Source organism: Paenibacillus sp. 4624 (genome assembly GCF_050435065.1).
Lineage (GTDB): Bacteria > Bacillota > Bacilli > Paenibacillales > Paenibacillaceae > Paenibacillus > Paenibacillus amylolyticus_D.
In genome coordinates, this window is sequence record NZ_JBNDJR010000015.1 from 67,888 (window position 1) to 94,385 (window position 26,498).

Consider the following 26,498-nt stretch of genomic DNA (forward strand, 5'->3'; position numbering starts at 1 on the left):
ATCAACCGGGACATCACTGTTCCGGTTTTTTGCCCTAAATGAAATGCAACTATCGAATAATATGGAATCATAAACAAAAACTTGTTCATGGAAACGCTTTATTTTGTGAACTATGATTATTACATGCTTACAAACCGTTAGACACGAAGGGAGAAATAAAAAATGAAAAAGGGGTTATTCAGAAAAGCACTTCTTGCAGTGACAGGTGTCTCCGTCTTGCTGTTGGTAGCATGTGGCGACAACTCAAACAGTTCTTCACCCGATCAAGGCAGCAAAACCGGAACTGAAAAACAAGTGGAATTAACCGTGTGGGGAGACCAGTCTAACCAATCATCGTTTGAGTCGGGTTTTACCGCAATCAATCAAGCATTTGAAGAAGAACATCCGAATATCAAATTAAACTTTCAATTCTCAGGGTCAGAGACAGCGATCGATACGGCTGTTAAGAGCAACTCGCTGCCGGATGTGTTCTATGTTCAAGGAAACAAGACGCCTAAAATGAAGCTGTATGTGCAGAGCGGTGCATTGCTTGATCTGGATGATTACGGACTCGATACCAGCCGTTTCGGGGAAGACCTCATGGAATACGCAAAGGTGGACGGAAAACTATATTCCTCGCCTCCGGCCTTTATGGACTCTCAGTTGATTTATTATAATAAGGACATTTTTGAAAAGGAAGGTTTGCAGGCTCCGGCAACGTTAGATGAGTTCGTGACGCTGGTCGCGGCATTAAAGGATAAGGGAATCACACCTTTCAGCGTTCCCGGTAAAGCTGAATTCGAACGGGCCTGGCTTGCCTTTGCGCTAATGCCTGCTACCGCTGAGGAAGCATTAAGCAAGATTAATGAGGGGACTGGTTCTTTCAAAGACCCAAGCATAATTAAGGTATTCCAAACGATCAGAGAGTTCGCCGACAAAGGTTATTTTACCAAGGATTTGGCCTCTGTAGACAATGCCGGTGCCCAGTTGGCATTTACTAACGGCAGGACAGCAATGATGGCAGATGGTACCTGGAATGATCCAACCTTCGTAGGCGCTGGAATAAACCTCGGCAGATTTTATATCCCGACAGTATCTGGTGAACGCATTGCTCCGCAAAGCTTCAGTAATGCGACCACTTTTGCCGTATCTGCTGGAACCAAGCATCCGGAAGAAGCGGTCGAATATGTAAAGTTTCTGTCCAGCCAAAAAGCTCAACAGCTGTTTGAGGATGAAACAGGTATGGTGCCGGCCCTGCAGGATATCACGCCTAGAGATGAGGGAGTCAAAGAATTGAGTGCGTTTGATTCCCTGGGTCATAATATTTATTCCGTATTAACTAACATATCAACAGAAGAGATCAAGTTGAATGATATCTTCCTTCAGCAAGTAATGCCGCAACTGTTGACCTCTCATATTGATGGTCAGCAAGCTGCAGAAATGCTGGAAGAAGCGCTGCTCCGCACAAAATAATCAGAACGATTTTGGGACGGTTAAGCCGAGCTGCTTAACCGTCCAAATCATTTGGAGGCGATCTAGGTGTTGCAGTGGCTTGGAAAGAAACCTTATTTGTGGTTCATATTGCCCGGTTTTATTCTGTATTCTATTTTCGTGATCTATCCCATTTTCTCAGCTGCCCAGCTTAGTCTGTTTCAGTCAAACGGTTTTAGTGAGAAGGTGTTTGTAGGCTTTAATAATTATATTGAATTGTTCACTAATTCGGAATTAAAACGGCAGTTCTTAAATGCGCTTAAGAACAATGTTATATTGGTCGTGCTTAACGTCGGACTGCTGATTCCTATTCAGCTTTATTTTGCCTATGTAATTTATACACGTGTAAAAGGCTACCGTTTTTTTCAAACAATGATCTTTGCTCCGCAGTTTATTACCACTAGCGTTATCGTATTTCTGGCTACGCTTGTTTTTGACCAGAATATCGGTATTTTCAATGAATTTCTCCAACTAATCGGGTTAGGGGAACATGCTCGAAATTGGTTAGGGGTTCCGGGCTACGAGGTCCTTACCTTGTTCATTATGAATGCTTGGGCCGGTGTAGGCTTCAGTATGATCTACTTCGTGGCAGCCATGAAGATGCTGTCCGACGAAGTGATGGAAGCTTCTTATTTGGACGGAGCCGGCTACTGGAGACGGTTCTTCTCGGTCATTATGCCGCAGATCCGTTCCAGTATTGTAAATATTGCTATGATCAGTTATATCGCTGCCATGACCTTATTTGATTTCAGCTATTTGCTGGGAGGGGTGAGCGGCGGTATTAACAATTCGATGGATGTGATGACACTGTTTTTCTACAGAATTACTTTCGGAACGACCGGCGCAATGGGAGGAACGGTAAGCACAAACTCCGTAGGTATGGGGACTACCATTGCCGTCGTAATGTTTGCCATCATCTTTGTGGTTGCTTTGATTCAGCTAAGATTCACTTATAAGGAGGAGAAATGATCATGGCTGATGTCAAAAAGCTGTATGTAACGAAGCTGATCCTCTGGGTGTACTCTTCCTTCACCTTACTCATCCTTGGGTATCTTACATGGAACTCATTTCGCACCAAGCAGGATGTACTGTCAAATACACTGGGCTGGCCCAAGTCCTTTACATTGGAATCCTATGTCAAAGTTTTTCGCAACGAGCATTTCGGCGTCAATATCTGGAACAGCGTATTTATCCTCATGATGACAATCATCATCATTGTAGCCTTAGCCTCCATGGTTGCTTATGGTTTAGGTCGTTACTCCTTTAAGTTTAAGCAAGGTGTAATGCTGTATTTTTTGATCGGTCTCATGTTCCCTGTCCAGCTCGGTGTGGTTCCCGTATTTTTGATTATCAAGAATCTTGGACTGATTAATTCTCCGTGGAGCGTAATTCTGGTGTTATCAGCGGGATTATCAATGGCTGTACTGATGCTCACGAATTTCTTTGCCGGCTTGCCGGACGCTCTGGCCGAATCCGCACGAATAGACGGCGCCGGAGAATGGAGAATTTTTTACCGAATTATGTTTCCGCTTGCTTCACCAGTAATCGTCAGTCTGTGCATTATATTGTCCGTTAATATCTGGAACCAATTTTTCCTGCCGTTAATTATGCTTCAAGACGACGCAGTCAAGACAATACCGCTGGCAGTTATGAAGTATACATCCAATATTCTGCTTAATATGGATAAAGCACTGGCAACTTCCGTCATTGCAACCATTCCGGTTCTGCTATTATTTTTCATCTTTTCGGAACGAATTATTTCAGGAGTCGCTTCAGGAAGTGTAAAAGAGTAATCTATCTGCAAAAAGGAGGTCACTTATGCGTCCTGATTGGGAAGAAGAGGCAAGCTGGATATGGCACCCTCATTGGAAGGAAGAAAATGAAGCTAAGGGAGGCGGATTTGTCTATTTTAGAAAAACATTTGAACTTCGAAAAGGCAGGCATAACTGTGCGCTTCGTATTTCAGCTGACAGCCGTTATCTGCTTTATGTCAATGGTATACCAGTAAGCCGGGGACCTTGCAAAGGGGACCGGTTCACATGGCATTATGAGGAAGTTGAGATTGGAGAATACCTGAAAGAAGGCATAAACGTTTTTGCTGCTCAGGTGCTGCGTTATCCCTATACAGGCGGTGGAAATCAGTCTGTATGGCGTACGCGGCTTGCCGGGCTGTATGTGCATGCTGTCATCAGAGATGAGCAGAATACTCAGGCTGCAGCTGCACATACCGATGAATCCTGGGAATGTATTAAGGATGAGGCGATTACTTTATCTCAAGGCGTATATACTCAATTTCTCGGAATTTCGGAAGCTGTTGACGGATTCAAGCGTCCTTTTGGATGGACAGAAGCAGGCTATGTTCCAGAAAAGTGGGAGAAGGCCTCCCGATATGTATTCGATATCGTTCATGGGGAACTAAAACCGTGGGAGTTAAGAAAACGTCCCATTCCTCCTCTCTATGAAACTGAACGCCGGTTTGTTGGTATTTCCCGACTCTCGGAAAAAGGAAGCAAGCCTGATTGGTTGGAACTGGTGACGTATGACCGCTCGTTAACGATCGCACCTCATTCAGTTATAACGATAGATTTTGACGCCGGAGAGCTGACTACAGGTTACCTTGAGATGGATTTGTCCGGAGGTCAAGGGAGTGAAATTAAGCTGTTGTGCGCCGAATGTTATGAGAATCCGCCCATATCAGTCCCTTGGATACGCGACAAAGGGGATCGGACGGACAGTACAAATGGAGATTTATATGGTGATTTGGATATTTATAGACCTAGTGGCATGGAACAGGAAAGAAAGGAATTTATAGAGAAATATGAACCTTTCTGGTTCCGGACATTCCGCTATGTCAGAGTTGAAATCAGGACAGGAGAAGCACCATTAACGCTTCGTAAATTTTCTTATAGAGAGACAGGTTACCCGCTTGATGTCATCGCCCAATATCGTTCTTCAGATCCTCAAGAAACTGCTTTATGGGATATTAGCGTCAGAACGCTTAAACGATGCATGCATGAAACATACGAAGATTGTCCGTATTATGAGCAGCTTCAATATGTGATGGATACCCGCTCCCAAATCCAGTTCACCTATATTCTATCTGGCGATGACAGGCTTGCCCGCAGAACTTTATTTGATTTTTACAGTTCCTTGCTTCCGGAGGGATTAACACAGTCCCGATATCCTAGTGTATCAACCCAAGTCATACCAGGATTTTCATTATATTGGATTTACATGCTGCATGACCACATGATGTTTGCGGGAGACCGGAAACTTGTTGAGCAATACCTGCCTGGTGTAGATGCCATACTCGGTTATTTCCATCGGCAGATTGAGACAAGCGGTCTGATCGGTAAGATGAACCCTCGGTATTGGTCCTTTGTAGACTGGGCTGATAAATGGAAGGAAGAATATGGCGTCCCTGACGCAGCCCGCCAAGGCCCGCTGACGGTTTATTGTCTAATGTATACTTACGCACTGCAAAGAGCTGCTGAGCTTGCTGCTTTTACTGATAGAAGGAGCGTTGCGAAGGAGTATCTTGATCGAGCCGAACGCATGCAGCTAGCTGTTAAGGAAAACTGCATGTCGATAAGCCGCCCTGGCTGTCTTACCGACGGCCCCGGACTGGAGCTTTTCAGCCAACATGTCCAAATTTGGGCTGTGCTAAGTGGAACGTTGACAGGAAGAGAGGCCAGGCATGCAATCCTTCACTCGATCGAATGCCCGGACTTCGTACCCTGTTCATTCGCGATGTCCATCTACCAGTTCCGTGCGCTTTCTTTAGTTGGTTTGTACGATAAAGTATATGATTTACTGGCTCCATGGCGGCAAATGGCGTGTGAAGGGCTAACAACGTGGATGGAAGATACTGTAAGCAAGCGCAGCGATGCTCACGCTTGGGGCTCCGTGCCTATTTATGAATATACAACAGAAACGTTAGGGATTCAGCCCTCTGCCCCAGGCTGCGAGAAGATAAAAATAAGTCCGCAAATCGACCGCCTTTCCCACGCTGAAGGGTGTGCAATGACCTCTAAAGGCATGGTTTCCGTACAATGGCAGCTTGTCGATTCTACATTTCGCATGCATGCCACTTGGCCAGAGCAAATCTCATGCACGATTGTTTTGCCGAATGGTCAAATAGTAAGAGGAGAAGAGAACGGCGAATTCAGCATCTTAATGGATTGGCGGAATCCATCGGAATCTGAGATGAAGGAGAGCTTATGACGACATCAGAGAAATGCAAACTGAAGAATCTGATACCAGATCTTAAGGAGAATCGCTTTGTTTTTTACCGGTTGGCTATACACCTGAATGATCATGCTTCTCTTGATTATCGATAAGTGCAAACAGCCGTTACCGATTGTGGATCAATGGAGACTCGGTTACGTCCGGTCCATGCATTACAGTTATATTGGAAGGGGGAGTTTCAGTATTACGCTCCCGCTTGAACAGTAAACATGAACGTATGGAGTGCATTAGTGATGGATTTTTGAAGAAAATGATCTTATTCGATACGATTCAGTTGATTAATTCTAAAAAAATAATTATATTACCATATTTGATGAGTAGATTCATCTATCCTTATATAAGTAAGCGATATCATTAAGGTTGGAGGAATATTAATGGAACGAAATTTACAAGAAATGATCAAGCAAATGACATTAGAAGAAAAAGCAGAACTCTGCTCAGGTAAAGATTTCATGAATACCAATTCCATTGACCGTCTTGGGGTTCCCTCTATTATGATGTCAGATGGGCCTCACGGACTTAGAAAACAAGACGGGACTGCGGACCACCTAGGTATAAACAAAAGTTTACCAGCTACCTGCTTCCCATCCGGAAGTGGAGTTGCCTCATCGTGGAATCGTGAACTCGCCCATACGATGGGGACAGCACTCGGACAAGAAGCACAAGCAGCGGATATTTCGATTATTTTGGGGCCTGCTGTGAATATCAAGCGTTCCCCGCTGTGTGGCCGAAATTTTGAATATTTTTCTGAAGACCCTTATTTATCGGGGACTTTGGCAGCTAGCTATATTTCAGGCGTACAAAGCCAAGGCGTGGGTACTTCTATCAAACATTTTGCTGTAAACAACCAGGAATATAAGCGTATGTCTGTCGATGCAGTGGTGGATGAACGGACTCTACGGGAAATTTATCTTGCAAGCTTTGAACATGCAGTGAAAGAGGCAGAGCCATGGACCGTCATGGCCGCTTATAACAAAGTAAATGGTGAATTTTGTTCCGAAAACAGCCGGTTACTGACTGAAATTCTCCGGGATGAATGGGGATTTTCAGGCGTAGTGGTCTCGGATTGGGGAGCTGTCAATGAACGGGATCAGGGACTAGCTGCCGGTCTGGAACTGGAAATGCCCTCCAGTCATGGTGCGGGAAGCAAGAAAATTATTGAAGCTGTTCAATCGGGAAAGCTGAGCGAAGTGGTGCTGGATCAGTCTGTTGAGAGATTGTTGTCACTTGTATTCAAAGCTGTAGATAGCCAGCGGAAGTCAGTATCGGTTGATGTAGAGGCACAGCACCAATTGGCCAGAAAAGTTGCAAGCGAATGCATGGTCCTGCTCAAGAATGAGGAGAGCATTCTACCTCTAAACACCAAAGATTCCATTGCAGTTATCGGAGCATTTGCGCAGCACCCGCGCTACCAGGGCGGCGGTAGTTCACATGTTATACCAACGAAGCTGGACAACATCTATGAAGAAATTCTTAAAACAGCCGCTGACAGTGCAAACATCTCGTATGCGGCCGGTTATACATTGGACGAAGATGTTGTAAACGAAGAACTGATCCAAGAAGCAGTATCTGCCGCAAAGAATGCACAGATTGCAGTTATTTTTGCCGGGCTGCCTGAACGTTATGAGTCCGAAGGTTTCGACCGGAAACATCTTCAATTGCCGGAAAGTCACAGAACTTTAATTGAAGCAGTCGCGGAGGTTCAAGAGAACGTTGTTGTTGTATTGAGCAATGGAGGTCCCATTGAAATGCCTTGGCTGGATAAAGTTAAGGCTGTATTGGAGGCATACCTTGGAGGACAGGCTTTGGGTGGTGCGATCGCTGATATTCTCTTTGGAAGCGTAAATCCAAGCGGGAAACTGGCTGAGACATTTCCTAAAAAACTGATCCACAATCCGTCATACTTGAATTTCCCTGGAGACGGCGAGACTGTCGAATATCGAGAAGGTATTTTTACTGGCTACCGACATTACGATACAAGAGATGTTGAGCCTTTGTTTCCATTTGGCTTCGGGTTAAGCTACACCCAATTTGAATATAGTGATCTACAAGTCAGTCATAAACAGATCAAAGATACCGACAGTGTAACGGTTACAGCAAAAGTTAAAAACACGGGTGAAACAGAGGGAAAAGAGGCCGTTCAGCTATATGTACGTGATGTGGAATCAACGGTCCCACGTCCACTTCAGGAATTGAAGGGGTACGCCAAAGTTTCACTTCAGCCTGGTGAAGAGACCACTGTACATTTTGAACTGGGCAAAAGAGCCTTTGCTTACTACGATGTTAAGCTGAAAGACTGGCATGTGGAGACGGGCAAATTCGACATTATGGTCGGAAAATCTTCAAGAGAGATTGAACTCACTGAAACGATCGAGGTAGAATCGAGCGTAATAGTTACCAAACCAATTACCAGACATTCCACATTCGGTGAATTACTTCAGCATCCCGTCGGAGCTGAAATTATGGCTGCGATGGGGCAATATGACGGGAATGGAGCAGGATTGGGTGAGGGAATGCAGGAATTAATTATGGGTACCACATTGCACAATGCAGCACTTATGAGCAACGGTCTGTTCACAGAAGAAACACTTCAAAGTATCTTATCCGCTGTTAACCGTTGAATGAATGCATCGTTAGAATAAGCCCGCCATCGGGCTTATTCCTCTAACATATGATGCGTTTGTTGATACTGCTTAGGGGTTCTACCTGTGTGTTTTTTAAAAATCTTGGTGAAATAACTCTGATCCGTAAAACTCAAAAGAGACCCGATCTCAGAAAGTGGAGTGCTCGTAAAGTGAATCATATGTTTAGCTTCCTCAATTTTAATCTGTTGAATATATTTATTAACGGGAACTCCTACTTCTTTTTTAAAGAGTATCGATAGATAGTTTGGGCTAATACCGGCATGTTCAGCAATTTTTTCATGTGTCATTTTGGAATAACGGTGGTTATATATATAATTTTTGCAAAGTGTTACGATTTTAGAATGCTGTGATTCTTTAACCTGAGAGACTTTCTCGGTTAACGAAAAAAATGCTTCCAAGCAGCATTGATCGATTTCTTTATCGGTCCGTAGATCCTCGAGGCGCTGTATATAAAGATCACTTACTGAAAAAGCAATCTCCGAATAGACACCTCCGTCTATGGCTGCTCTAGTTGCAAGAGCTATACCTATAATGCCAAGATTCTTTTTAGAACGGATATGGCTTGATTTGGACAGGACCCCTGTATTTTCATAACCAAGTTGTGTAAAGTGTTTGAGCATATCCAACTTACCTTCCTTGACGAACGTTAACAATTTCTTTTCATTCAGTGGGTCGTGATGGAGCAACTCATCATAGCCTGTTGAAGAATTTGTGGCACCTTGTATTTGTTTTTCTTCGATATACATACCGCGCAAATAGTCCTGTACTACATCCTCAGCTTCGATCAATTCATGATTAAACATTTGATTAACCAAGATCGTGATGTTGATTAGTCTCTCATTGGTTATCACAGGAACAGACTGATAATAGTGATATACTTGTTCCCGATTCGCAAAGAGATGTGTGTCATTGATAAGCCCATTTATTTTATGTTCAATTAAGCTAAATGGAAGGGAAGGTCCTAAAATGATGGTGCCTTCATCGTTCTGATCGTTACCAATACGAATTAAAATGTAGTTCTCAAAAAACTTCGTTCTTACAACAGTAGGTTCTTCTTTACACACGGATGGATCAAACCCCAACGCTGAAAAAAAGAATTGTTTATCATTATTATACAGCGGATTAAGCATCCGATTACCCAACAGTTCGAATTTAACTTCTCCAGTGGAGTTTACGAAGAAGATGGACATATCAAAAAGTTCTGTAATGAGTTTACATTGACGTTTTAAATCCAATTTGCGTTTGCCTCCTTTATTAATCATCTTATCATACCATAATTATAAAATTACAATGATATTACCATATTACACGAGGGGAATTCATTATACTATTTTAGTAAGCGTTAACATTTAGGTGCAGGATCTATGCTGAAGGGTGGTAAGGGAATTCCGATCCCTTACGGTAGCTTGATGGCGATCCGTACCAGAAGTGTAGAAGAACGGAGTAAAATGGGCCTTACCCGAACCATCTTTGGTTATACTATTGGGATGATTATCGCTATCGCGTTAATTCCAATAACCAATATGCTTGGTGGGAATCAAAAAGCATGGATTATTGTTGCAGTTGTATTGGGTTTCGTGTCCTTCATTTCCTTGATTCTGACCTTCTTAGCTTCCAAAGACAACAATGCTGGTGTAACTATTGTTGAAAGCGATAACACTCCCTTCTGGGAAAGCATTAAGCTCCTATACCAGAACAAATACTGGGTCATGCTGTCTGCTCAGCCATTGATCTACATGTTGTATACACTTAACGGTTCAACTGGAATCTATTACACCAAGTATATTCTCGGGAATGAGGATCTCATCGCACAACTTGTCTTGGATAGTGGCACGGGTTGAATCAACAATGTTCACGATGAATATTGGATCAAAGAGACAATTCTACAAGATAACCTTAGAGGCCATAAGGGAGGAAAACACAATGAGTTATTGCATATCACAAATTAAAGTCATGCACGAGATCGAACCGATGGGCCTGGATGAGAAGAAGCCGGTCATTTCCTGGCAGTTCATTTCCGATGCGAATAACATGAAACAGACTGGCTTTAGAATTGTTGTAGGCAGGAAGGCGGATTCTAGCGACATGTGGGATAGTGGCTGGTTGACAAGCGATTGTTCCACGGGAATTGTCTATGCTGGAGCACAACTTGAGCCGTGTATGGAATACTATGTAAAGGTGGAAACAACGAATCAAGACAATGAAGTGGCTACGGCCTCTACGAAGTTTGAAACAGGGCTTATGAATCCAAGTATGGAAGCCTGGAACGGGGCGCAATGGATTGGCGCGCCCGAGTATTATATCGCAAGTAATACATTAGGTATATTTGCGATGAGGGGTACAATTACCATAATGGAAGGCGGATCGTGTGCAGGATTAGTATTCGGAGCTAACGACGAGCGATTATTGAATCGAGAGCGAAACGAATCTTTACTCGAAGGAGAGAACTACATAAAGTATGAGATTAATATCGGGCAATCTCCCGCGACGCTTGACATTTACCGTGTAGGGTACCACAAAGATGATCACCCGAAAGTGCCGCTTGCTTCTGTACCAATTGTTCATATTGAGGGAGATGAAACGATACCGATTATTAACGAAGCAAACCGGCATAGTCCACATGAGCTAAAGATTGAGGTAGTTGGTAATGCCGCGTTCGCCTATGTGGACGGATTTCTAGTCGATGCAGTGCTTACAAAATACGGAAACCTCGCTGCCAGACAACTGAATCCCCTTGCCGACAATGACATCACCACTTTCCCAAGACTTTGCCAGATCGGTTATAGTGTTGCCGCCGGTACGAAGGCCCATTTTGATGGCATTCGTCTTAATTTTCTGCGCCATCCTTCAAATGAATTCTATAACATGGACACGGAGTATGGGGTCGATATAGAAGCATTTGAAAATGATGTGCAAATGACTCGAAGCCCGGATCAACATTCACTGCCGATGCTGAGAAGGGATTTCACGGTTAAGAAGCCATTGTTAAAAGCAAGGCTTTACGCGACAGCCAGAGGAATCTATGACTGTATGATCAATGGAAAGGCGATTAGCGATCAATTCTTTGCGCCGGGTTCAAGTCAATATGACAAACATCTCATGTATCAGACTTATGATGTGACGGAGTTGCTTATCGAGGGAATGAATGGTATCGGCTTTACGCTATCTTCCGGGTGGTGGAATGGCTCGCAGACGTTCGTGCTGCAAAATTTTAATTATTGGGGCGACAAAGAAAATCTGCTTGCCATGCTAGTGCTCACTTATGAAGACGGTACAACTGATAATTACGTGACGAACGAGGACGAATGGCAATATTATGGGGAAGGACCATATAGGTTTTCTGGCTTTTTCCAAGGAGAGCACTATGATGCCAATCTGGCTCATATCTATGAGGATTATTCGAAACCAGGCTATTACAAGGAAGGTATGAAGAAGCCGGCAGTTGTTGAAGCTGTTCCGATTGGGGAATTTGATTCCTTGCCGGGTTTCTTTTTACCGTGGCCCGCAGTTAATGAAACAGAACCAGAGTTGATAGGCCATTTCAACGCTCCAGTGAGGAAAGTTGAAACTTTTATTGCCCAAAGTATGTCGGAGCCTGCACCTGGTCTATTCATTTACGATTTGGGTCAGGAGATCGCTGGTATTCCTACCCTTACGTTCAAAGGAAAGAGAGGGACCAAGGTAAGGATCCGTTATGCAGAAATGTTATATCCAAAAATAGAAGAATATGGAGAATTGCATGGGAGGATGCTTCTTGCCAATCTTAGAGACGCTTCCAGCACTGACATCTATACTCTTCGCGGCGACCCTGAAGGTGAAACTTATATGTCGAAGTTTACCTTTCATGGGTATCGGTATATTGAGATAACGGGTCTGGATGAAGCTCCAAAACTCGAAGATGTGAAGAGCATCCAACTATCTAGCATCTCTACCATTACGGGTCACGTGAAAGTGGATAATGATCTGGTTAATAGACTGGTTCAAAACGTGAAGTACAGCCAGCTAAGCAACTTTATCAGCATTCCAACCGATTGTCCTCAGCGAAATGAACGGATGGGCTGGACTGGTGATGCTCATGTATTTGTTCGCACCGCTTTTTACCAGAGTGATGCTAGAACGTTTTATATGCGCTATCTACAGGCGATTAGAGATGGTCAACTGTCAAATGGGAATTTACCCAACATTGCGCCCGTAGGCAGCGGATTTGGTGGGATTACTTATGGCAGCTGCATTCATTTGATAGTTTGGGAAATGTATCAGCATTACGGTGATGTCGATGTTGTAGCTGAGTACTATGATGCAATGAAACAATTTACGAACTACTTGGAATATATGGGTATGCCAGGAGATATATACATGGGTCCGATCGATGACTGGCTCGCACCTGTAAAGACGGACAGCCATTTGGTATGGAATGCGTTTTACGGAAGAGTAATGTATTTGATGAGCGTTTACGCGAAATTATTGGGGAAACAATTCGATGCCTCCTACTACATCGTGAAAGCGGATGAAGCAAAGCAATACTGGAATAAGACTTTTGTGGATGCGGAAACCGGAAAAACCTTAAATATGGACGGAAGCGTTAACGATACTCAAGCGGGATACGCGATCGGTTTGAACTTTAATATGTTTGAAGAGAGGAACAAACAGAAAGCCTATGACAATCTAGCTTCGAAGACCAAGGAAGCAGGATACACAGTAACGACCGGCTTCTTCGGCACGGGACCATTAAATCCGATGTTAAGCGAGGGCGGTTATCCAGAAATTGCTCATGCGTTGATTACCCAAACCGCCTTTCCAAGTTGGCTGTATCCAGTCACTCAAGGAGCCACCACCATTTGGGAACATTGGGACAGCTACACGATTGAAAAAGGATTCGGCGGACGTAATGCAATGAATAGCTTCAATCATTATTCATTGGGAAGCGTTATTAGCTGGCTGTATGAATATGTATTGGGAATTCGGAGAGACGTGCACAATCCGGGATTTAATCATTTTTTCTTGAAGCCTGATTTTACCGGATTTCAACAAGCGTCTGGTAGCATTGAAACAACGTATGGAAAGATAGAAAGCAGTTATGTTGTTTCTGGTGACGAGGTGACTTACCAATGCTCGATTCCAGCGAATTCTACCGCTACTCTCATTCTTCCTGGCAATACAAAGAATTTGGGGAGCGGTAGATATGAATTTATCTCTCAGCTATCAAGAAGTTAGTGAAGAGATTTGTATCGGTGGTTAGCCATTTATTTTGTGTTCGAACAGTGTGAAGGGCAGGGAGGGGCCGACAATATGAGCTTGCAATTGCTTTCAACACTTTGCTCCATATAAGTCTCCTTAGATCATATAAAGCATTAAAATTCTAAAATCACAATCATAATACCATATTATTTATTTCTATTTCATTACAATAACATTAGTAAGCGGTATCATAAAAATTCTGGACTTATCGAAAGGTGGATACAGATGGAATTAAAGAATCTTCGGATTGAATACATGGAGAATCCCCTTGGCTTGGATATACCAAACCCGCGCTTCTCATGGCAATTGGTTTCTTCAGCGCAAGGAGTAATGCAAACTGCATATCAGATCACTGTAACCAAGGATACTCAGGAGGTTTGGAATTCAGGTAAGGTGGGGGCGGACACTTCAATTCTGGTAGAGTATGCGGGACTCCCGCTTCAGGCCTCCACTTTGTATCAGATTCATGTCACCGTTTGGGATAATCAAGACAATCAAGCAAGCATTGAGGGACATTTCGAAACAGGTCTTCTGAAGGGAAGTAACTTTACAGCAGATTGGATCACGCATACCTTCCAGGACGATGAAACTGCACCTCCCGTGTTCCAAAAGATCTTCACTTTAGAAAAGGATATACAATCAGCCCGTCTCTATGCATCCTCATTAGGAGTTTATGAAATTTCTATTAATGGGAATCGGGTAGGGGATCATTATTTTGCCCCGGGCTGGACTAATTACAATGAGCGGCTGCAATATCAGACCTATAACCTAGACGGATTGCTGGAACGGCAAAACAAGATGGAGATCACCGTTGGAAATGGCTGGTATAAAGGTATCTTTGGTTTTACCTGTACTCCGAATCATTACGGGGACAGAGTGGCAGCTATTGCAGAACTGCACATCGTCTATACAGATGGATCTAAAGAAATGATTAGAACAGATGACAGCTGGAAGGTGACGAAGGGACCAATCCGCTCCAGTGAAATCTATATGGGAGAGACCTACGACTCCTGTTATGCAGACGATACTCTATTTGATGTGGTCCCATTCTCCTATAATAATGATCGTCTTATCTCCCAGGAAAGTGAACCGGTCAGCATTACCAGAAGGCTCCCCGCAGTGAAGTTTTTTACTACACCCAAAGGAGAGCAGGTTATTGATTTCGGACAGATTCTGACCGGATTTGTAGAGCTGCAGATTACCGGGCTTGAGGGTCAGGTCATTACCATCCGGCATGCCGAGGTACTTGATAAAGAAGGAAACCTGTATACTGAGACATTGCGGCAAGCTGTATCTATTGACCGCTTTATTTGTAACGGGAAAGAACAAGTCTTCCGGCCGCATTTTACTTTCCACGGCTTCCGTTACATCGCGGTAGAAGGATTAGAGATCATTCAGCCGGAGCTGTTCACCGCCTGCGTACTGCATTCACATCTGGAGGAAACAGGCAGCCTGACAACCTCCAATGCAATGGTTAACCAATTATTCAGTAACATTCAATGGAGTCAGCGCGGTAATTTCCTTGACATTCCTACGGACTGCCCGCAAAGAGATGAACGTCTTGGCTGGACGGGAGATGCTCAAGTGTTTGCCGGAACGGCTGCCTTTAATATGAATGTAGCCTCCTTCTTCACGAAATGGCTGCGTGATCTTGCTTCTGAGCAGACTGAAGAATATGGGGTTCCGCAAATAGTTCCTAATATCCTGGGGAATCAGGACGGAGCTGCTGCTTGGGGCGATGCTGCAGTTATTGTTCCCTGGACCATGTATCAAATGTATGGTGACCTCAAACTGCTCGGGCAACAGTACGACAGCATGAAGGGCTGGGTTGATTATATCACTGGACGCTGCGGGGTTAATGGGCTGTGGCAGACAGGATTTCAATACGGAGACTGGCTCGGACTTGATAAGGAAGAGTTCAGCAATGAGCGAACCGGGGCTACGGATGTGTATCTGGTGGCTAACGCTTATTATGCTTATTCCACAGAACTGGTCGCCCAGGCTGCCAGGCTGTTAAATAAATCTGAGGATGCCTCCAAATATGAAGCTCTTCATAGCCAAATTAAATCAGCGTTCCAGGAAGAGTATATTTCAGCAACCGGCAGGTTAGTTAGTGAGACTCAAACGGCTTGCGTATTAGCTCTTCACTTCAATCTGGTGGATGACAAGCACAGAAAGAGAGTCCGCAAGACCCTGGAGTCCAATATTGCCCAGCATAAGAATCATCTTACCACCGGCTTTGTGGGCACTCCGTATTTGTGCCATGTATTATCAGAGAATCAAATGCATGAGCTTGCGGGCATCCTGTTCCTGAAAGAAGATTTCCCGTCCTGGCTGTACGCAGTTAAGAAGGGAGCAACAACCATCTGGGAACGGTGGAACTCCATTCTCCCGAATGGAGATTTCGATACATCAGGCATGAACTCCTTAAATCATTACGCGTATGGTTCTATTGGAGAATGGATGTACAGGAAGCTGGCTGGTATTAATCAAATCGAACCCGGATTTAAGAAGATCCTGATACATCCTCAGTTCATAAAGGGAATAAGTGCGGTAGAAGCTATTTATCATTCGGTATATGGAGAAATCAAGAGCTCATGGTCTTGCAGGAATGGGGAAATTATCGTCAATGTGACGATCCCTGCCAATACTACTGCGGTCATTAAATTGCCTGAGCAGGAAGACCCGATTGAAGTCGATTCTGGAGATTACAGCTTCAGATATCCTACACAAACCAATCTGGACATAGAGCGGTTTACCTTGGACTCCACGCTTAAGGAAGTCATCGAAGAGCCGATAGCTCTTCAGATTATGGAAGAACATGCCCCCGGGATGTTAGACCATCCGATGATACAATATGCGTATAATTTCTCAATAAGCGAATTGTTAACCAATACCCCTGAGGAAACAGCAGTGTTGTTTAAACTGATCTTGAAAACATTAAATGAACCGAAAGAGCAAGGGGCAGTGCATTAAAACAAGAGGGCGTTGTAGGATAACTACAATGCCCTTTTTATTTTAATGTACACTGGGAATCATCGGTTTGAAAACGCTTAAAATAAAAAAAGAGAAAGACAATTAAAATTCTAAAAAAACAATTAAGATACCATATATGTTCATTTCAGAAGATTAAAATAAGGAATAGAAAGCGCTATCATGACATGTCAAACGGGGGGTAAATAATGAATGAAACAAACTACAGTACAGAGGTTGTAACGCCAACCAAAAAATCGAAGGAATTAGGTACTGATGCCCAGGGTATCCAAAAAACGATGCGGCCTCATCATTACTTAGGTGACGCTGCAGGACAAATTGCACTTAACGTCATTAGCGGACTTCTTGGGGTGCTAACTTACTTTTATACAGATAAAGTAGGTATAGCAGCAGCGACAGTTGGTACAATTATGCTGATCACCAAGTTAGTTAATGCAATCACGGACCTGCTCATGGGTCGTATCGTTGATGGTACTAAATCGAAGTACGGGAAAGCACGGCCTTGGATGTTGTGGATGGCTCTCCCGGCACTGGCCGCTATCATTTTGCTATTTACGATTCCTGCCGATGCATCCAACAGTATGAAAACGATATATGCTTTAGTCACAGTAATATTCGCTTCTGCCATTGTATTCACAGGGATTGCTATTCCGTACGGAAGCTTAATGGCTATTCGGACTAAAAGTGTCGAAGAACGCGGTAAAATGGGAGTTGCCCGTTCAATCTCCGGATATTTGTTTGGAATGATCATCTCTGTTTTGCTAATTCCGGTGACCAATATGCTTGGCGGAAATCAGAAGGCTTGGATCATCGTTGCAGTCGTACTTGGAACAGTGTCAGCCATTGCCTTAGTGCTGACCTTCCTTTCCTCCAAAGAGGACAATGCAAACGTAAGTTTGAATGAAACCGATGACGTACCATTCTGGGAAAGTATCAAGCTCCTGCTAAGGAACAAATATTGGATCATGATGTTGTTTGCTCAATTATTTATTAATATAACGTTTGTGTTTAACAGTTCAACCGGGATCTATTACACCAAATATATTCTAGGTAATGAAGATCTAATCGGAATCATGGGTGCTGTTGGTTTGATTCCGGTAGTTATAGGTTTCGCTCTCGTTACTCCAATGATTAAAAAGTTTGGCCTTTCCAACACAGCGCGTATTGGGATGATCATCGGAATCGCTGCCTCGGGTATCCGATGCTTCATGCCATATAGCTTTGTGGCTGCGTTAGTGTTGGGCGGATTAACAACTCTGGGTACTATTCCAATGATGGCTGTAGGCGGTGTGCTGGTCAATAACACTGTCGAGTACGGGGAATGGAAGACAGGCAAGCGTCTAGTGGGGATGGTCAATAGTGCAAACAGCTTTGGTATTAAAATCGGTGTGGGTCTCGCCGCAGCAATGATCGGTTGGATTCTGGCAATGGGAGATTATGATGGAACATTAACCACACAGCCGGATTCCGCAATAACCAGTATTCTTGTTCTTACTGTATATCTTCCTGCAGCCACCTTGGCGCTTACGTATATCTTCCTGCGCAAGTATGACTTAGATGCGAAGTATCCTCAGATCGTAAAGGAACTGGAAGAACGCCGTAATCAACATTAAACTGAATATGATCAACTCCTGCAAAAATCATGGGGCTTTGGCTGGCAGTCTGGATAGACTATGCGCTCTTTATGGTCTCCAGGTTCTGCCAGCAATAAGCTACTCACTTCTTCTCTAGCTGTGTAATCGCCACTAAGGATTGGTCGGCCAAAGAGAAGATGAGCTCTGCCAGTTCATTACTGGAGAGAATAAATCCTTCTTGTATCCATTCTTGGATGATCGCCAAGCTTCCATTGACCAGGTAAGAATAAGTATAAGGTTTCAATCGTTCAGGTACGTTGAGTTGAAGCTCGCGATCAATTTTTTGGAGTATTTCTTTCAGAAGACGTTTGGGAAATAACACGTTTTCGTTGGAGGTGAGGAGCATGACAGTGAATAGCTCCTCATCTTTTTTTATGTACTCTAGAAAAGCCAGGATATAAGTAGTACCGCTGTCTACCGCTTCAATTTTATCCAGATAGGCACTCGTATTATTAATAATCTCCTGTTCAACATTTTCAAGCAGGTCGTAAGCATTGGCAAAATGTAAGTAAAACGTGGAGCGATTGATGCCCGCTGTGGTACACAATTCCTTAACGCTGATTTGGCTTATATTTTTCTCTTTGAGCAAGCTGATCAAGCTCTGCTTCAACAGTAGTTTGGTTAACCGTTCCCGTTGATTCATGGTCAAATCATCTCCAAGCAATAAAATTTCTATAAAAATAGACACTTCTCTCTCAAGTGTCTAAATTACATCAAAACACAAAACAACTGATGGTTGTTAAATAGACACTCTGTCTGTATTGTGAAGGTAGACGAATGACTTGTCAATAAACTTATGATGCAGGTCCTAAATAAAAAATAAGAAGAAGGAAGAAGGAGATTTAATTGTCAATTCCATATTTAACACAAAAAGAAGGCAAAAAAGTACTGATGGTACAGGGAAAGCCATTTATTATGCTTTCCGGTGAAGTTCATAATTCTAATTCATCGTCGGTTGAGTATATGGAGCAGATCTGGGATAAAGCAGAGGAACTGGGAATGAACAGTTTACTACTTCCAGTGACCTGGGAGCTTATTGAACCTGAGGAAGGTAAATTTGATTTTAGTTTGGTAGACGGGTTGATTGAACAGGCTAGAGGGCGTGGTAAGAAATTAGGTTTTTTATGGTTTGGAGCCTGGAAAAATGCACAGTGCTATTATGCACCGGAATGGGTGAAGACAGATCTTGAGCGTTTTAAAAGAGCTGAAGTAGAGAAAGGAAAGAAATTTACGTACCTTAAGGATTTTTATGGAATGCCATACACATCTTTATCTTATTTATGCGAAGAAACTAATAATGCAGATGCACGAGCTTTTCGAAAGCTGATGCAGCATATCAAAGAAATTGATGAGCAGGAAAATACTGTTGTGGTAGTGCAGGTAGAAAACGAGACTGGACTACAGGGGTCTGCACGAGAAAACTCGGATGAAGCAGATGCATTATTCGAGGAAAATGTTCCGCAGCAGTTTGTCGAGTACATGAGGGCACATGCCGGAACTATGGTACCTGATGTGAGAGCTGTAGTTGAAGATGGAGCAAAGAGTGGTAACTGGAGGGCTGTGTTTGGTAATGCAGCGGAGGAAATATTTAGCGCTTACCATATAGCAAGTTATGTGAATAAAGTGGCTATAGCGGGAAAAAAGGTATATCCACTTCCTACGGTAGCTAACTGTTGGCTGGATAAAGGACAGGAAGCCGGAATGTATCCAAGTGGAGGACCGGTATCACGTATGATGGAGGTGTGGAAATATTGTGCACCTGCCATTGATATTATTGCACCGGATATTTATGCTTCTGATTTCTGTGGTATTTGTGATGAATATACAAGAAGGGGAAATCCGTTATTTATCCCTGAGACCGTAACTCACAGCTATGCAGGACCAAGAAAAGTGTATGCAGTAGGGCATTATCATGCACTTTGCTATGCTCCTTTTGGATTTGAGGAGATGGGAGAACCGTTCTCAGCAAGTGAGGGACACCTATTTGGCATGGATACTGCAGATCCGGCTCTGTCCACACCCCAAAATGTGGAGGAATATGGATGGTACTCACAGACATTAAATGACATGATGCCTTTATTAACAGAGAAGTATGGTACACCTGATTTGCAGGCAGTTATTTGTGAACGAAAAGATGTTGATACTATGATTTTTGGAGCATATGGCTTTCAAGCAATAATGAATCTGCCAGTGATAGAAAGAAAAGATGGCGTATGTCTGGTATTAAAAAAGTCTGAGAATGAATTTTATGTCATTGTCAATGGATACTACCTCAGACCGTTTTCTACAACAAACGAAAAGCCATATGTAGATATTCTTTCATTGGAAGAAGGAGAATTTGAGAATGGAAATTGGAAAATGACTAGGAGGCTTAATGGTGATGAAGTTGCCTTAATGAAGTATAATAAGCCGACATTGTTAAAAATAAAATTATTTGCATATAATTGACATTAATTATAGAAGGAGTTTAACTATGAAGTATTATTGTAACCCAATCAATGTAGATTACCGTTATCAGTTTAACCAGCAAAAGATTGGAGATACCATGGGAGCGCTGCAAATTTCAAGAGAGGCTGCAGACCCGTCTATGATTTGTTATAAGGGAAAATATTATATTTTTGCTTCTATGACACTAGGGGTATGGGTATCCGAGGACATGGCGCATTGGGAGGCACAACGATTGCCGGATAATTTGCCATTTTATGATTATGCACCGGATGTTCGTGTAATTGGTGAATATGTTTATTTCTCTGCATCTAAAAGAGCGGAGCCATGCAATTTCTATCGTACCCGGGATGTTCTAAATGGACCCTATGAAGAAATTCAGGGCAGCTTTGAATTCTGGGATCCCAATCTGTTCGTAGATGATGATGGAAAGGTCTATTTCTACTGGGGCTGTTCGAGTGCCGAGCCGATCTATGGCGTAGAAATGGACCCGGAGACGATGCTACCCAAGACCGATCCAGTCGGACTTATTGCCGGTAATTGGGATAACATCGGTTATGAACGTAACGGTGAAGATCATACCTCCCCGCCAATTCCAGAGGAACGATTGGATGAAGCGTATCAGGAATTTTTGAGAAAATTAGGTATAACGGAAGAAATGGTCCCTAAGGAAGTGCGACAAATGTTCCGGGAGATGGCCAAGAATCGTCCATATATTGAGGGAGCCTGGATGGATAAATATGAGGGCCGATATTACCTGCAATATTCATGTCCGGGAACAGAATACAATACATACTGTGATGGTGTGTATGTAGGTGATTCCCCGCTTGGACCCTTCACTTTGTCCAGCAATAACCCATACTCGTACAAACCAGGAGGCTTTATTCCTGGTGCAGGCCACGGTTCTACCATGAGAGATATGAATGATAATTTGTGGCATACCGCTACCATGCGCATCAGCGTAAATCATAATTTTGAGCGTCGCTGTGGCTTATGGCCGGCAGGTTTTGATGCAGATGGAGAGCTGTTCTGTAACCAGCGATACGGGGATTGGCCTATGCGTGTACAAGAAGGAAAGATGGACCCTTGGAACAGCCCGGAATGGATGCTGCTAAGTTACGGCAAGACAGCGACAGCTTCTTCTGCGGAAGAAGGAAAGGAGCCTGGCAAAGTCACTGAAGAGGATGTTCGTACCTGGTGGCGTGCTACTACTAATGCATCTGGAGAATGGGTACAGGTTGACTTAGGTGCAGCCATGGACGTTTGTGCAGTTCAGGTGAACTTTGCAGATGACATGATTGATATCGAGCCACCACAGCCATTAGTGGTGAGTGCAGCAGGCGGGCGTTATATCGAAGAACGTGAGTTTGTAACACGTTGGATGCTCAAAGGGTCATTGGATGGCGAAAATTACTTTATGATTGAGGATAAATCCAAGGTGAACACTTGCCTGCCCCATGATCTGGTGGTCAGAGAAGAGGGTGTGCAGGCTCGTTATCTGAAGCTTACCGTATTGGAAGTGCCCTATAATCAACCTGCTTGTGTATCTGGCGTGCGTGTCTTTGGTAAAGGAAATGGAACTGCTCCAATTACACCGGCATTTACGGCTGTAAGATTAAATGATTTGGATATGAAAGTGACCATCACCTCTCAGGATGAAAATGCAGCAGGGCATAATATTTTATGGGGACATCAGGAGGATAAGCTGTATCACAGCTATATGATATTTGGCAAGAAAGAGCAGGATATTCGCGCATTAATCAAAGGAACAGATTACTTTGTCCGTGTGGATGCGTTTAATGAAAATGGCATTACGGAAGGGAAGGTGATCAAATTATAAGTTGAAGACAGTACAATATTTTGGCTTCCGAGAACGTTTAAGTTCATGTCGGGAGACAAGAACATGTTCCGATAGAAAGGACAAGAACATATTCCCATTCAAGTCGCTATTAAAGCGGCTTTTTTATTTTATCAGTACAAGTTCTTGTCGCATGCCAAAGACATGAACTTGTACCGATTGCCGATTAGGCGTAAGGATCAACGCCATTTTTCCGGGAGGAGTCGATACGGCGGAGCTTGTGGAGATGGTCGTTTTCAATGCCACTGGAAAATCCAGCTATATGACAGGTTCAATCATTGTAGTGGATGTCGGTTTGACACTTTAATCTATATGGTATGAAACGGACCGTTCGTTTTATTTAATTATACTGCCCCTATTAGGTTTGTTAACGAACTATCTAAATTTGTTCCTCTCTCTAATTTACAGGGAATCACCTAAAGAGATGATCCATACAAAAGTACGGTTTAATATACGCATTTGAGGAGTATGCTACATAATCGTATATTAACATTGCCCAATTGGGCAGACAGGTATGCCCCTTTGAACGATGTTTTACAATATTACCAGACGTATAATATAAATAAGCTTTTAGTTTATCCTTTGTATTAATAGTCTGTAATGTCATTAAATAAATAATTATATGGAGATGATAATATGAAAGAGTATATTAACGCATTGAGTTTAGCTGTATTTCTAACCCTTTTGGGATGTTCGACGACAGAAATTACTTTGGAATCTTCAGCTGCTATCAAACCTGAAAACAAGCCACTTACTTCTTACATTCAGAACACATCGAAATTAGAAGTTACTTCTGCAAAAGAAAAGGATTCGACTTTCAATTGTCTGAACATGGGAACAGATAACCTACCTCAGATCGATAATCAAGGTGACCAAGGTTACTCAAGTTTTTAAAGCACATAGATTAGTTGGAATTAACATAGAAGAAAGATACAAATGAGCAACGTTAAGTTGCAACTCAGTGGCTAAATCGCCTACTTCCAAATATTGATGTAGAGGGCGAATCTCTTATGATGAAAAACCCGTCATCTTAAACACCTAGAAGAATCGAATGTGGAGAATGAAGGATCAGAAGCTTCTACCATGATAAACAGAGAGAAACTGGGTTAAAGGAGGAAAGACTGTGTCCAAAGTGCGCATTTTTGTAGACAGCATCTCGGATATTCCGGAGGAATGGATTGATAAGTATAAAATAGGAATCATTCCATTATATATAGTTTTTCAGGAAGATTCCTATCTTGACATAGAGATCAACGTCCATGACATGTACAACAAAGTTGAGATGAACGGACAATTGCCGCAGACTTCCACACCTCCACCAGCTGACTTTTTTAAAGCATTTCGCCCGGTTATTGAGAACGGAGAAGATGTACTGTATATCAGTGTGTCTTCTCATTTATCATCAACATATCAAAATGCTGTTACAGCCTCGCGCGAGTTTCCTCCGGGAAGAGTAACTGTTGTGGATTCTCTAAATGTTTCTGCCGGGACGGCCATGATGGTTTTATTAGCCACACAATTGGCTAGTGAAGGTAAGAGCGCTATAGGTATAGCAGAATCGCTTGAAACAATAAGAGATGAAATTCAATTGAACGTAGTTGTTAATAATCTCGATTATCTCCATAAAGGGGGGCGATTAAGCAATCTTAAAAATCTTCTGGGAAATATGCTTAAAATACGTCCGGTTTTATATGTTAGTCATGGAAGAGTGCTATCAGGAGTGAAGTATAGAGGAAACAAACAGCGGATACTAAAAAAACTTTTGTCAAGCATCTTAAGCCAAATTCATCGAATTGATCACGATCATATTATTATTGCCCAGACACTAGAGAAGGAAACCGCTGAATGGATAAGAAATGTTATTCTTGATGAGACTTCTATTAAAAAAGTACACATCATAGAGGGGGGATGTGCTATACGCTCACACAGTGGTCTTCATAGTATAGCAATCAGTTTCATACTTAAATCGGAGCCCCTTGTTCACACTCAAAGATGATCATTACAAAGGATAACGGATAATTCGCTTGTTAGAAAGTGGAGCAAAATACCAGCGATTACTTAAGATCGATTGTTGAAGATATTTTTTATGTGGAAAACAAGGAGATGGTAATTATGTTAATTCAAACAGGACTAGGCAAAACTACATTCTCCAAAGAGACTATATCTAAATTTGTAAGTATGGCGCTCGATATGACAGACGGGCTTGTTTTAAGTTCGACTTATATCGGATCCATCACTAGAAAATTGACTGGTAACACTGCTGGAATTGAGCTGCGTGAACATGATAAAGGCATAGATATTCACTTAAGCATTATAGTCCAATATGGCATGCGTTTGCATGAGGTATGCAGGGAGCTGCAATATAAAGTGAAAGACGTAGTAGAGGATTTCACAGGACTTACAATTATTGCAATTCATCTCAAGATAGAGGGTATCACTGTATAATTGTGTAATAATGCTATAAATGAAAAATTTAACAGCAAAAGAAAAGTAGTGTTAAATAATATGATTGGGCATTTAATTGTTCAAGCTGATAAGCATTCTCGTGTTGGACTAAACTCAATTTAATGGCCATCGGAAATATTGCCCGAACGGTTGCTGGTTCGAGTAATCTCCAGCATCGCTTGAGCTGAATCCCCTTTTCCCCACAGTTGCTTGAGCAGATTATTCCGTAGGTTATGGCATTACTTCTTTGACGGTAAGATCAGTTTTCTTTATTATGGCTTTAGCAAGTTGAGTGCGTGAAACGCAAGAAAAAAACACCTGCATGCGGGTGAAGGGCAATGCATGAAGAACTACAAGTTCTTGCCAATGAAGTAGGTTATACGCGGCCCCTCTTGCTTTGGCGTTTACACAAGCCCATCCCTCAATTACTCCAGCAATTGTAGGGCAAGAACGATTAAACAATTACGGGAGACGTTGAAAGGTAGTGATATTCGTTTAAGTACAGCGTAACCTCGGATGTTTTAGTAAAAGGATGGACATCAGACTGATTACAAGCCAACATACGAAGAAAACTATAAATAAACAGAGTTTAGCCATCGTTTGATTTGGTTCAAAGAACTTTATAAACCCATTTGCTGAATAATCAATTGAATGTATAATGATTATTCGAGGTGATAAAGATGGCAAGATCCAAAGAATTTGAAATAAATGAAGTACTAGATAAAGCAATGCACCTTTTTTGGACTCAAGGTTATGAGAAAACCTCCATGCAGGACTTAGTGGAATTTATGGGCATTCATCGAAGAAGCATCTATGATACGTTCGGGGACAAGCATGCCTTATTTGTGAAAGCACTAGAGCGATATGAAGCGAAACAGACCAGCAAAATAAAGTTCCTGACTCAAAATCAAAAATCGATTAAACTGGTGCTGCGCGAGATGTTTGAATCAACAATAAGAAAAGAAGGCGAACCAATAGGTTGTTTCATGGTGAATTCAGGTGTGGAACTGGGTGTTTTAGATCCTGAAATCTCTTCTTTAGTAAATGAGAGTTACACTCGAACAGAAGAATTTTTGACAACACTTATACAGACAGGACAACAAACAGGTGAAATTAAGAAAGACTTGGACCCGGTAGTTACTGCTTACTTTCTAATGAATAATTGGCTAGGACTACGCACACTCGTTAAGACGACATCAGATCAGCGGAAATTAACGAGTATTATAGATATGTCACTTTCAATTTTAGATTAATTTTTACTATTAGATATATAATGATTTGTTTTGGGTGGGCTAATTCCTTCATAGGTCATATTCACTGCACTATGAACTAATATTGAATTCGCCCATCTGTTCAAGTCAAAAGAAAATCTAAGTTCATGAAAGAATCAAGCGAAAATTCTTTACCGATCGTTCTCAAAATGCTATACTCCGATTAAGAAATATTTTTTTAACTCTATTAGAATGAACATTCTAATAAAAGGTGATTATCCATACTAATTCTGTACTATAAGAGGGAGAG

Annotated in this window: 17 protein-coding genes; 15 read left to right on the top strand and 2 right to left on the bottom strand. The window is 42.5% G+C overall.

Annotated features, from left to right (window positions below; genetic code table 11):
* Positions 1–162: 162 nt before the first annotated feature.
* The 5 genes from ABIE27_RS27010 (at position 163) to ABIE27_RS27030 (ending at position 8,339) form a co-directional block, all read left to right on the top strand.
* Positions 163–1,452 (top strand): ABC transporter substrate-binding protein, encoded by a 1,290-nt coding sequence (locus ABIE27_RS27010; protein WP_429351975.1) that lies wholly within the window; start codon positions 163–165, stop codon positions 1,450–1,452.
* 66 nt (positions 1,453–1,518) lie between these two features.
* A complete protein-coding gene (locus ABIE27_RS27015) occupies positions 1,519–2,439 on the top strand; it encodes a carbohydrate ABC transporter permease (protein ID WP_429351976.1) in 921 nt (306 codons plus the stop codon).
* A gap of 2 nt (positions 2,440–2,441) precedes the next feature.
* Complete coding sequence (locus ABIE27_RS27020) at positions 2,442–3,263, top strand: carbohydrate ABC transporter permease (RefSeq protein WP_161557059.1); 822 nt, start codon at positions 2,442–2,444, stop codon at positions 3,261–3,263.
* Positions 3,264–3,288: 25 nt separating this feature from the next.
* The gene (locus ABIE27_RS27025) at positions 3,289–5,694 is read left to right on the top strand and encodes an alpha-L-rhamnosidase C-terminal domain-containing protein (protein WP_429351977.1); all 2,406 of its coding nucleotides are present in this window, start codon (positions 3,289–3,291) and stop codon (positions 5,692–5,694) included.
* A 398-nt stretch (positions 5,695–6,092) separates the two neighbouring features.
* Entirely contained in the window at positions 6,093–8,339 is a 2,247-nt protein-coding gene (locus ABIE27_RS27030) for a glycoside hydrolase family 3 C-terminal domain-containing protein (protein ID WP_429351978.1), read from the top strand.
* A 35-nt stretch (positions 8,340–8,374) separates the two neighbouring features.
* On the opposite strand, the gene ABIE27_RS27035 is transcribed toward ABIE27_RS27030, so the two are convergent.
* On the bottom strand, positions 8,375–9,598 hold the full coding sequence (locus ABIE27_RS27035) for a helix-turn-helix domain-containing protein (RefSeq protein ID WP_429351979.1): 1,224 nt from the start codon (positions 9,596–9,598) through the stop codon (positions 8,375–8,377).
* 129 nt (positions 9,599–9,727) lie between these two features.
* On the opposite strand from ABIE27_RS27035, the gene ABIE27_RS27040 reads away from it, so the two are divergent.
* The 4 genes from ABIE27_RS27040 to ABIE27_RS27055 all read left to right on the top strand — a co-directional run bounded on the left by ABIE27_RS27040 (position 9,728) and on the right by ABIE27_RS27055 (position 18,208).
* Positions 9,728–10,204: an MFS transporter gene (locus ABIE27_RS27040; RefSeq protein ID WP_429351980.1), complete on the top strand. Its 477-nt coding sequence runs from the start codon at positions 9,728–9,730 to the stop codon at positions 10,202–10,204.
* A gap of 82 nt (positions 10,205–10,286) precedes the next feature.
* A complete protein-coding gene (locus tag ABIE27_RS27045; RefSeq protein ID WP_429351981.1) occupies positions 10,287–13,577 on the top strand; it encodes a family 78 glycoside hydrolase catalytic domain in 3,291 nt (1,096 codons plus the stop codon).
* Between the two features lie 249 nt (positions 13,578–13,826).
* Positions 13,827–16,577 carry a glycoside hydrolase family 78 protein gene (locus tag ABIE27_RS27050; RefSeq protein WP_429351982.1) on the top strand — a complete coding sequence of 917 codons (2,751 nt, stop codon included), beginning with the start codon at positions 13,827–13,829 and terminating at the stop codon, positions 16,575–16,577.
* A gap of 206 nt (positions 16,578–16,783) precedes the next feature.
* Complete coding sequence (locus ABIE27_RS27055) at positions 16,784–18,208, top strand: MFS transporter (protein WP_123067423.1); 1,425 nt, start codon at positions 16,784–16,786, stop codon at positions 18,206–18,208.
* 103 nt (positions 18,209–18,311) lie between these two features.
* Here the strand turns inward: ABIE27_RS27055 and ABIE27_RS27060 are convergent, their stop codons facing one another.
* Positions 18,312–18,872 (bottom strand): TetR/AcrR family transcriptional regulator, encoded by a 561-nt coding sequence (locus ABIE27_RS27060; RefSeq protein WP_123067422.1) that lies wholly within the window; start codon positions 18,870–18,872, stop codon positions 18,312–18,314.
* Between the two features lie 203 nt (positions 18,873–19,075).
* On the opposite strand from ABIE27_RS27060, the gene ABIE27_RS27065 reads away from it, so the two are divergent.
* From ABIE27_RS27065 to ABIE27_RS27090, 6 genes are all read left to right on the top strand, one after another.
* Complete coding sequence (locus tag ABIE27_RS27065) at positions 19,076–20,677, top strand: DUF5597 domain-containing protein (protein ID WP_205127962.1); 1,602 nt, start codon at positions 19,076–19,078, stop codon at positions 20,675–20,677.
* Positions 20,678–20,702: 25 nt separating this feature from the next.
* Positions 20,703–22,514, top strand: coding sequence for a family 43 glycosylhydrolase (locus ABIE27_RS27070; protein ID WP_429351983.1), 1,812 nt, complete (start codon positions 20,703–20,705; stop codon positions 22,512–22,514).
* A gap of 654 nt (positions 22,515–23,168) precedes the next feature.
* Entirely contained in the window at positions 23,169–23,426 is a 258-nt protein-coding gene (locus tag ABIE27_RS27075) for a hypothetical protein (RefSeq protein WP_123067420.1), read from the top strand.
* A gap of 229 nt (positions 23,427–23,655) precedes the next feature.
* Positions 23,656–24,528: a DegV family protein gene (locus ABIE27_RS27080; protein ID WP_429351984.1), complete on the top strand. Its 873-nt coding sequence runs from the start codon at positions 23,656–23,658 to the stop codon at positions 24,526–24,528.
* A gap of 116 nt (positions 24,529–24,644) precedes the next feature.
* A complete protein-coding gene (locus tag ABIE27_RS27085; protein WP_429351985.1) occupies positions 24,645–24,977 on the top strand; it encodes an Asp23/Gls24 family envelope stress response protein in 333 nt (110 codons plus the stop codon).
* Positions 24,978–25,657: 680 nt separating this feature from the next.
* On the top strand, positions 25,658–26,230 hold the full coding sequence (locus ABIE27_RS27090; RefSeq protein ID WP_123067417.1) for a TetR/AcrR family transcriptional regulator: 573 nt from the start codon (positions 25,658–25,660) through the stop codon (positions 26,228–26,230).
* The last annotated feature ends 268 nt before the right edge of the window (positions 26,231–26,498 follow it).

Excerpts from the sequence above, each read along its gene's own strand:
- ABIE27_RS27010 (WP_429351975.1), top strand. The coding sequence starts at position 163 with ATGAAAAAGGGGTTATTCAGAAAAGCACTTCTTGCAGTGACAGGTGTC.
- ABIE27_RS27025 (WP_429351977.1), top strand. The coding sequence starts at position 3,289 with ATGCGTCCTGATTGGGAAGAAGAGGCAAGCTGGATATGGCACCCTCAT.
- ABIE27_RS27085 (WP_429351985.1), top strand. The coding sequence starts at position 24,645 with ATGTTAATTCAAACAGGACTAGGCAAAACTACATTCTCCAAAGAGACT.
- ABIE27_RS27045 (WP_429351981.1), top strand. The coding sequence starts at position 10,287 with ATGAGTTATTGCATATCACAAATTAAAGTCATGCACGAGATCGAACCG.
- ABIE27_RS27060 (WP_123067422.1), bottom strand. The coding sequence starts at position 18,872 with ATGAATCAACGGGAACGGTTAACCAAACTACTGTTGAAGCAGAGCTTG.
- ABIE27_RS27050 (WP_429351982.1), top strand. The coding sequence starts at position 13,827 with ATGGAATTAAAGAATCTTCGGATTGAATACATGGAGAATCCCCTTGGC.
- ABIE27_RS27055 (WP_123067423.1), top strand. The coding sequence starts at position 16,784 with ATGAATGAAACAAACTACAGTACAGAGGTTGTAACGCCAACCAAAAAA.
- ABIE27_RS27090 (WP_123067417.1), top strand. The coding sequence starts at position 25,658 with ATGGCAAGATCCAAAGAATTTGAAATAAATGAAGTACTAGATAAAGCA.
- ABIE27_RS27030 (WP_429351978.1), top strand. The coding sequence starts at position 6,093 with ATGGAACGAAATTTACAAGAAATGATCAAGCAAATGACATTAGAAGAA.
- ABIE27_RS27020 (WP_161557059.1), top strand. The coding sequence starts at position 2,442 with ATGGCTGATGTCAAAAAGCTGTATGTAACGAAGCTGATCCTCTGGGTG.
- ABIE27_RS27040 (WP_429351980.1), top strand. The coding sequence starts at position 9,728 with ATGCTGAAGGGTGGTAAGGGAATTCCGATCCCTTACGGTAGCTTGATG.
- ABIE27_RS27075 (WP_123067420.1), top strand. The coding sequence starts at position 23,169 with ATGAAAGAGTATATTAACGCATTGAGTTTAGCTGTATTTCTAACCCTT.
- ABIE27_RS27070 (WP_429351983.1), top strand. The coding sequence starts at position 20,703 with ATGAAGTATTATTGTAACCCAATCAATGTAGATTACCGTTATCAGTTT.